Here is a 5,938-nt window from a genome sequence, read left to right as displayed (position 1 = left end):
GGTTATTCCCTGGTTTATGTGATTATCCTCTAATAGTTCAATCTCTATATTCTCTGCCTCGGTTTCTCCGATGTTCATAATATTTGCCATAATGATTACTCCCTCATCTACATTTGGATTATCCTTGCTAAAGGTAATATAGCCTGTAAGGTCAGCCAGGGTTCTTACAGTAAGATTGGTGGTTTTGGTGTTGTTTGTTTCGTTTTTTTCGTTTATAAGGTTATTTGGGTCTAACTCTGCTGTAATCTTATGGGTTCCTGAGGTAAAGGTGGCAATTATGGTTATGGTTGATGTAGAGTCAGGGGAAAGAGGCTTAAGGCTTAAGGCTTCTGGCTGAAAGCTGAATGCTATTGTGGTTGTTCCAGATATGCTTCCTCCAATATTCTCAATAATGGCAGTAATTGTGGTTGTTTCTCCCTCTAAGGGAACTTGGGGGTCAAAGAGGATTTCTGAAACAATTAAGTCTGGTGCTGCATCCTTGATTGCCCTTAAGCATAAGGCTGTGGTAAATGGGTCATTATCCCAGGAGCCATTGGGTTGTTGGTTGTTCAAAATATATTCTAAATCCGCAATCTGCAATCCAAAATCCGCAATTGCTGAATAGGCAAGGGCTTTTTCCCACAGGGTTTCTGGATTTTGGGTGATCAGCCAATCTGATGCCTTTGTAATTGCCTCTTCAAGATAATATTCTCTCCTGTATTGGTTTAGGGTAAGTAAGACAAGGGATGTGAGATATACATTGCTTTCATCAAATCCAAATCCTCCATCTTCGTTCTGATTTGATATAAGATACCAGAGGGCAGATTCAATAATTGTGGTATCAGAATAGTTGGCTGATTTGAGGGCAAAGAGGGAAAGGAGGGTATCCAAACAATCGCTTTCATAGCCAAGGGCTATTCCCCAACCCCCATCTTCATTCTGGGATAATGTTAATGTGCCAATAAGGGCTGTTGTATCAGAGCCAGCTAATGCTAAAGATAAAATCTTCCTTGAGAGATGGTCTGTATTCTCTCCGGGCTGCTCTGTAATCCATTGGATGGCTTTAGGGTTGGCTGTGCCAAGGTAATGGAAGGTGTCAGAGACTGCACAGGTATCAATCAAGGGTGCGTAATCTGGATTTCCCCAAGTTCCATCTGGATTCTGGTTGGTGTTTAACCAGAATAGCCCTTTTGTAATAGTTGGTTCCTGGGAAAACCCAAATCTAGCCATCACCAGAAACCCTAAAAACAACAATAATATCTTTTTCTTCATTCTTGACCTCCTTAATAAAGTTTTATATTCAACTTATTACAGATAATTTCATAGCTTGCTACTAATATTATAGTAAAAACAATGGATTCAATAAATCTAATGTAAGTGGTCTTTTTGCCCTTGGGTCGGAAATAAAGTTCTTGTCCTTCCGGTGGGAAGTTTCGCCAAAGTAAAAATTCTGCTCCTATCCATCCTACCATAAGAATAAAAATGGCAAGTGCTGAACTATCGAAAGAAAAGTATGCAAGGTGAGATATGAGTATTGATGGGGCAAGAGATTTACTTACAATTATAAATTTTTGTTTTAAAGTTGGTAATAAATTTTTTATTTCTTTTCTTCTTTTATCAAAAGCCCGATAGGCACGATATTCTAAGACAGCGATAAGTAGTAAGGAAAAAAGGATAAGTAGCCGAGGTAAAAAATCAAAAAAATCTCTTATTGATAAATAAGAAATATATAAAGAAAGTAAACCTACTACTAAAATTTCTGGAATCCTCGTTATTCTAAAGTAAAGATAGAAAAAATATAAACTTCCAATTAATTCTGATATTGATAAGCCTAACATAGTAATTTTCTCCTATTAAATCTATTAAATAATGAGTGGCTTTTTTCTTCCTCTCCCTTTTCAATATACCAATCTAAAATATGAGAGATTATTTCATATATTATCTCAATAGTGAGACCAAGAACGATAGCGAACCTCAAGCTACTATATTCCCAAGCCGCTACAAGAATCTTAATTAAGAATGCTTCTATCCGAATAAATTCCTGAGTGTTTTTATCTACTTTCCCAACATAATCAAAAATCAACATCCATACCTGAGTCCATATAAGAAGAAAACCTGATAACATAAGTTGGAAACCTAATGGTGGGCAAATTAAGGATATAAGCAAAAACCACATTCCTAATTCTCCCAAAAGCAATGTTCCTCCCGCCATCCCTCCACTTATTAGATACCCTGCTGCTCCTGTTTCTGGGTCCATCACGATATAACCTACACCATTCCAGTTAGCATAGGTAATCTCTGTTTTGGAGATTGTAACTATTTTGCCAGAATTGACAGCATTTTGAATTTTCTTTGGTAATCCTTTCATTTTAATAAACCACACCTAGCTTTTCGCAAACAACAACATATCCTATTACCAAAATTCCAGTAAAAACAAGGGTTTCAATAAATCTAATATATGTGGCCTTTTTGCCTATAGGTCGAAAATAAAGCTCTTGAAGTTCAGAAGCAAGCAAATTCCAGAATCGAAATAACATCCATAAGATTCCAATAAAAATGGTTAAATTGGCAAATAGCCTATTAGAAAAGAAATGAAAAATGAAGAATAATGGGATTATCACCAAGAAGGGCTTAACCAAAATTTGTAAAAGTAAAAATCTTTTTGGAGGAAGTAAATGTTTCTTTTCTTTATATTTTATTTTGAATTTTTTCTCTATCGGATACATTAAAATTATTATTATTATCAATCCAACATTTATAAGTATGGAAAGAGGAGGTTTTAATTCTAAGACTACATTAAAAAGAAAAATGTTAAGTATGCTCAATCCAATTACTCCAGGAATTTTTAACAATCTTAAATATATCCAAAGAAAATAAATTGGAAAGATTACAAAAAGTGGTGCCAAAAAACTCATGCAAACCTCCTTTTTTGATAAAATAGTTTATTTTCAGTTTTTTCTGGTTTCTTTTCTGTATACTCAATAAACCATTCACAAAACTCATAAGCTATATAAAGTAAACAGGCAATTGCTATACCTAGCATTGGAAAAGTACAAGTTATAAGTGCATCCATCATATATGCTACAGTTTCAATTATCTCAGCTATATGAAACACCAATTCTCGCTTTTCCTTTGGCAACGTCTCAATCCACATCAAAAACCCTGTCCATAGAAAAAGAATTCCCTCCATAAGAAGCTGAAAACCCAATTGAAAGGCATATGGTGAAAGAATAAGGGCTATAAGTATAAAGGCTAAACCTATACTCATTACCAATGTTCCTCCCGCCATTCCTCCAGTTATCAGATACCCTGCTGCTCCTGTTTCTGGGTCCATCACGATATAACCTACACCTGCCCATCCTGCGTAAGTAATCTCTGTCTTGGAGATGGTTACTACCTTCCTAGCATTAACCGAGTTTTGAATGTCAGCCTTTACAGCTTGGGAGACTTGAAGATTGGGAAGAATATCTGAGATATTATCTTTGTTTATGGTATATATGGGTATTCCTAAATCATTTGCTACCTTTAATGCCTTTACAGCAGAGATTCCATAAGCAGGCTTTTCTTTTGTGCTAAATATTTGCTCTAATACACCATGTTCTAATCCAGAGCCTATCATCCCTGATAGGATTACATAATTCTTTTCCTTTGTTTTATCTTGGGTTTTTGAAAGGACTACCTCTATGTCTCTATCTACATCGATGGCTATTCCAGAAAAACTTGCCGAGATAGGGGTAGACCAGAGATAGGAAATATTTAGACCAAAGGAGGTTATCGCCTCAGAGGGAAGCCTTAAATTTCTAATATTTAGCTTATTGGCGATTACTTTATTAAAGGTATCAAGCTGATAGAAATAGCCTATGGCTGTGGTATATAAAAATTCTCCAATAAGGTCATCCTTAGTTAATTCTTCGGTTTGCTTTGTCTCAAGTAAATCTTTTATTGCTTTTACCCTTTCTTGCCTTTTTTGAATAATCTCGGTTGAGATTCTTCCTATATCCAATCCAATAGCATAAAATTCACCAGCAATAATATCATTGGTTATTCTATCGCTTGTTCCTCTTGGGTCTATAAAATCCATAGTAAATGTTTGGTCTTGACCCATTTGTATCTCATTTCCCGTTGCCTTTATTGTTCCTTCTACCCTTAATTCTGGCTTAAGGTTGATTAGGTAAGCTGGGAGATTAGTTGGAAATTCATCGGGCTGAATGGGTGAGCCATCAGGATGGGGTTTGGGAAGGTATGAGTTTATAATGGCTTCATCATTAGGGGTTGAAGGGATGTAGGATAAAGTAATTCTTTTTCCTACCAATTCTGGAAGAGAGGCGGTATAGTTTATCCCATCAGAGACACTAAATTGAATCTTATGCCTTAAGGAAGGAGAAATCTCTGAATATCTGCTTTGGGTTAATATGGTCTTGTAAGGAAGGCTTAAGGGAAAAATTCCAAGTTTATGAGCCTTTATTGTTTTTGTTCCCATGAGGGAGTCAATGGTTATTTCTGGATGGGCTTTAAGGTAATTGTCTACATTGGTTTTGTATTCATCCATCCTTTGTTGGATTATGTTATACGGGATATTTTGAACATAACCCTCGCTTTCATTGATTGTAGAAGAACCCTCAATCTCTTTTACAAAGGATTCTCCATCAAAAGGAACTAAAGAACCAAGCTCTATTCCTTCAATATAGCTATATTCCTTGAAAGAAGGATCTAAGGGAAGCCATATTTTGTAAGATGCACTTTGCCTTGCTCCTCTGTATTGGTCGTAGGTAACATAAGCTTCAACCCAGCAATGTTCTATTCTGATCTTTTTCACTCCACTGCCATAAACAATAATCTTGGTTGGAATACCATTGCCAGCAAGGAGATTAGCGGCTACTTGAGAGTCTTTTACACCCACCCAGTTCATTGCTTTTTCTATGGGTATTTCTATTGTTCCATAAACATACCTGGCTGGGATATTTGCGGCTCGGTATAGAGCAATTAAAAGGCTTGCTAGGTCAAAGTCATTACCTGCCTTTTCCCAGAGGGTTTGTTGGCTTCCCTTTAGAGAGCCATAGTATGGCTCATAGTCAAAGTTGTTTCTCACATATTCGTAGATCAGGACAGGATTGGATTTTAAGGTTTCAGTAGCAAGTCTTTTTATCTCATCGGTTATTTGAACATCTATGGTTTCTTTGAGATAATCTTCTGTGCTTACAGCTGATAGCTTACGGCTTACAGCTTCTTTCGTCCTTGGCTCTTTAGGCTTTATTTGCGGTGCTAATCTATGAGGTAGCTTATTTGGGTCAAGTGGTCTTGGCTTCTCTTTGTATTGGGCTTTTTCTAGGAATTCCTTTAATACCCTTGTATCCTTTGTCTTTATTGAGGAATCAAGATTTTCCTTTAGCTTTTTGTAATTCTCATTGTATTGCTTAACAAAGTCATAGTGTCTTTGAAGGATTTTATCAGGTAATTTCTTTTGCTTGAGGAATTCCTCGGTCTCTTTGAATTCCTTCTCTAGCTTTTGGTTAATCTTTAGAAGCTCATCCTGCTTCTTGCTTAAGACATTGGCTGAGAATGTCTTGGTTTTTGTTTCGCTAAGGCTTTCCTCTAAAGACAAAATTGCCTTTTCCCATTCTTCGGCTGATGTCTGTCTTCTGTCTTCTGTTGTCTGTCCTCTGTCATTGCTTAAAACCTGTGCATAAAGATTTCCTCCACATACTTGAAACCCAAAGGTTAACAGAACCACCCAGGCTGTAATTCTATAAATTCTTTTCATCTCTTTTTCGCCTCCTTTTTTCTTTCATAATTTAAGTTTAATATGCCCTTTGTAAAAAGTCAAATAAAATTTGTATCTATTCAGTTCTATTTTTGACAGGATGAACAGGATTGACAGGATTAAATTTATCTTGTTCATCATAAATTATAAGAACGATGAATATTCCGACAATTCCCTCGCCTTTCGCTTTACTTCAAC

Annotated in this window: 4 protein-coding genes; all 4 read right to left on the bottom strand. The window is 36.2% G+C overall.

Annotated elements, in window-relative coordinates; translation table 11 throughout:
* The coding region (locus AB1630_09755) for a CARDB domain-containing protein (GenBank protein MEW6104074.1) at positions 1-1,251 on the bottom strand (1,251 nt) is incomplete at its 3' end.
* 11 nt (positions 1,252-1,262) lie between these two features.
* Positions 1,263-1,817 (bottom strand): hypothetical protein, encoded by a 555-nt coding sequence (locus AB1630_09750; protein ID MEW6104073.1) that lies wholly within the window; start codon positions 1,815-1,817, stop codon positions 1,263-1,265.
* Entirely contained in the window at positions 1,811-2,347 is a 537-nt protein-coding gene (locus AB1630_09745) for a hypothetical protein (GenBank protein MEW6104072.1), read from the bottom strand. The genes AB1630_09750 and AB1630_09745 overlap by 7 nt, the downstream gene beginning before the upstream one ends.
* A 543-nt stretch (positions 2,348-2,890) precedes the next feature.
* On the bottom strand, positions 2,891-5,740 hold the full coding sequence (locus AB1630_09740) for a transglutaminase-like domain-containing protein (protein MEW6104071.1): 2,850 nt from the start codon (positions 5,738-5,740) through the stop codon (positions 2,891-2,893).
* Between the last annotated feature and the right edge of the window lie 198 nt (positions 5,741-5,938).

The organism is bacterium, from assembly GCA_040753555.1.
In the GTDB taxonomy this organism is placed as follows: domain Bacteria; phylum UBA9089; class UBA9088; order UBA9088; family UBA9088; genus JBFLYE01.
This window is presented reverse-complemented; position numbering and strand designations above follow the sequence as displayed.